The organism is Rhizobacter sp. (assembly GCF_035702065.1).
Taxonomy (GTDB): Bacteria; Pseudomonadota; Gammaproteobacteria; order Burkholderiales; family Burkholderiaceae_C; genus Rhizobacter.
The window spans coordinates 1-3,047 of the sequence record NZ_DASSRA010000145.1; the positions used below are offsets into that span (position 1 = coordinate 1).

The following is a 3,047-nucleotide window of genomic DNA, read 5'->3' on the forward strand; positions in this document are numbered from 1 at the left end:
CGAGCTGATGCGGGTCAGCGCCTTCGAGCGCTACCTGCACGAGCCGGGCGGCCCGCGCGCACGCGTCGTGACCGAGCACGGCAACGCCGGCCAGCCCGGCCTGAGCCAGTCGCTGCTGGCCGACCTGATGCGCTTCGAGCAGGCCGGCCAGGCGTCCGAGGCGCTGGAGGTGCTGGCGGCCTGCGTGCGCCATGCGCAGCACGTGGTCGTGCACCTGCAGATGGGCGAATCGGTGGTGCCGCTCACGGTGTTCGCGGTCGACCGGCTCGTGCACTGCCCGGTGTCGATCGACGCCTTGCTGCTGCAGCGCCCCACCGAGCTGCGCGTACTGCACGTGGAGCCGGCGGTGCTGCGTGCGCCCGGTGACGCCGAGGCCTCGCTGGTGGGCGAAGGCCACCACTACCACCCGCTGCGCCCCTTGCTGTGGGAGCTGGCCTTGCGCGGTGCGCGCAACACCTTGCTGCCCGAGATTGCCGGCCAGGTCGCCTACCGCGTGGCCCCGGGCATCGACCTCTCCGGCTTGCGCGTCACGGGCGCCCTGCCCGCAGCGATTCAGAAGCTGCAGGGCGACCGCTACACGCTGCGCGAGATGACCGACTGGCCCGGCTTCGACGCCGAGCGTGCGGCGCGCCTGCTGAACGCGCTGTACCTGCAGTCAGGCCTGATCGTCAGCCGCACCCGGCCGACCGGCTTTGGCGAATCCTTCTTCGGCGCGCTCGGCAGGTAAAGCCCCCCAGTCGCTTTGCTGCCGCCTTGCAGGCCGCGCCAGGCGAATCGCCCGGCTCTTCGCTAGGCACAAACAGTCCACCGGACTGTTTGCGTCCGAGCTCAGCCCCCAAGGGGCACCACCCGACGGACCGGCAAAGCCGGATCCGTGGGCCTTGCTTGATCCCTATTTCGAGCTGAGGAGTTCCCACCGCTCCAGTGCTTCCATCAGCTCGTTCTCGATCTGCGAGAAGCGCGCCTGCGTTTGCGTGAGCACCTGCGGGTCGCCGCCGTAGATGGCGGTGCCGCTGAGCTGTTCGCTCAGTTGCTTCTGCTCGGCCTCCAGCGCTTCGATGCGCGCAGGCAGGCCGTCGAGTTCGCGCTGCTCCTTGTAGCTGAGCTTGGCCTTCCTCGCGGCGGGTGCCGGGGCCGCAGCCGCCGGCGCAGGGGCTGGCTTCGCGGCGGCCTTCTCGCGCAGGCCGCGCGCGCGCGTCTGCTGCGCCTTCCAGTCTTCGTAGCCGCCTTCGTACTCGCGCCACAGTCCGGGGGACTCGTCGCCTTCCCAGGCGATGGTGCTGGTGACCACGTTGTCGAGGAAGCGCCGGTCGTGGCTGACGAGGAACACGGTGCCGGAGTAGCTTTGCAGCAGCTCTTCGAGCAGTTCGAGCGTGTCGATGTCGAGGTCGTTGGTGGGTTCGTCGAGAACCAGCACATTGGCCGGCAGGGCGAACAGGCGCGCCAGCAGCACGCGGTTGCGCTCGCCGCCGCTCAAGGTGCGCACTGGTGAGTTGGCGCGCTCGGGCGAGAACAGGAAGTCGTTCAGGTAGCTCATCACGTGCTTGCGCTGGCCGTTGAACTCCACCCATTCGCTGCCGGGGCTGATGGTGTCGGCCAGCGTCGCATCGAGCTTGAGCGTGCTGCGCATCTGGTCGAAGTAGGCCACTTCGAGCTTGCTGCCCTGGCGCACGCTGCCGCTGTCGGGCTTCAGTTCGCCGAGGATGAGCTTGAGCAGCGTGGTCTTGCCCGCGCCGTTGGGGCCGATCAGGCCGACCTTGTCGCCGCGCAGGATGGTGGCGCTGAAGTTCTTCACGATGACCTTGTCACCGAAGCGCAGGGAGACGTCCTTCAATTCGCCGACGATCTTGCCGCTGGGTGCGCCGGAGTCGATCTCCAGGCGCACCTGGCCCAATGAGTCGCGGCGCTTCTGGCGCTGCTCGCGCAGCACCTCGAGGCGCTGAATGCGCGCGACGCTGCGCGTGCGGCGGGCTTCCACGCCCTTCCTGATCCACACCTCTTCCTGCGCCAGCAGCTTGTCGGCGCGCGCGTTGGCCAGGGCTTCGGCGGCGAGTTGCTCTTCCTTCTGCCGCTCGTAGGCGCTGAAGTTGCCGGGGTAGCTGCGGATGATGCCGCGGTCGAGTTCGAGGATGCGTGTGGACACGCCGTCGAGAAAGGCGCGGTCATGGGTGATCAGCATCACGCTGCCCTTGAAGCCGCGCAGCAGGTCTTCGAGCCAGGCGATGGAGTCGAGGTCGAGGTGGTTGGTGGGCTCGTCGAGCAGCAGCACATCGGGCACGGCGACGAGCGCCTGCGCCAGCGCCACGCGCTTCTTCATGCCGCCCGAAAGCTGGGCGATCTCGCGCGTGCCGTCGAGGTGCAGCTGGGCCAGCGTGGTGTCCACGCGCTGTTCCCAGTTCCAGGCATCGAGGGCCTCGATGCGGGTCTGCAGGGCATCGAGGTCGACGCCCTCGGCGTGCTCCTCGTAGGCCTGGCGCACGGCGCGGGCTTCGGCCACGCCTTCGCTGACGGCCTCGAACACGCTGTGGCCAGGCTCGAACACGGGCTCCTGCGGCACGTAGCAGATGCGCAGGCCCTGCGTCATCTGGAGCAGGCCGTCGTCGAGCTTCTCCAGGCCGGCGATGACTTTCAGCATTGAGGACTTGCCCGCGCCGTTGCGGCCGATCAGGCCCAGGCGTTCGCCGACCTCCAGCGAGAAGGCTGCGTTGTCGAGCAGCGCCACGTGGCCATAGGCCAGGTGGGCATTGGAGAGAGAAAGTACAGCCATGAGGGTCGCCGGGCAAAACCGGCATTGTCGCGCCCCGGGGCGTTTGCGCGTCAGGCTTTGCCGAGCGAACGCTCCAGCGCGTCGACGAACATGCGTGCCACGTCGAAACCGGTCTGCTTGGTGATCTCCTGGAAACCGGTCGGGCTGGTGACGTTGATCTCGGTCACGCAGTCGCCAATGATGTCCAGGCCCACCAGCAGGAGGCCGCGCGCAGCGAGCACCGGGCCGATGGCTTCAGCGATCTCGCGGTCGCGTGCCGACAGCGGCTGGGCCACGCCCT

At 68.5% G+C, this 3,047-nt stretch carries 3 protein-coding genes; 1 reads left to right on the forward strand and 2 read right to left on the reverse strand.

Translation table 11 applies throughout. From position 1 onward, the window contains the following. A partial coding sequence (locus VFL64_RS06975; RefSeq protein WP_489539653.1) for a hypothetical protein occupies window positions 1-727 on the forward strand: 727 nt, incomplete at its 5' end. Between the two features lie 165 nt (window positions 728-892). Here VFL64_RS06975 and VFL64_RS06980 read toward each other — a convergent pair. Together VFL64_RS06980 and VFL64_RS06985 are read right to left on the reverse strand one after the other, a co-directional pair. Continuing rightward, entirely contained in the window at window positions 893-2,767 is a 1,875-nt protein-coding gene (locus VFL64_RS06980; protein WP_489539654.1) for an ATP-binding cassette domain-containing protein, read from the reverse strand. 50 nt (window positions 2,768-2,817) lie between these two features. Continuing rightward, on the reverse strand, window positions 2,818-3,047 hold a 230-nt coding region (locus tag VFL64_RS06985; protein WP_489539655.1), incomplete at its 5' end, for an ATP-grasp domain-containing protein.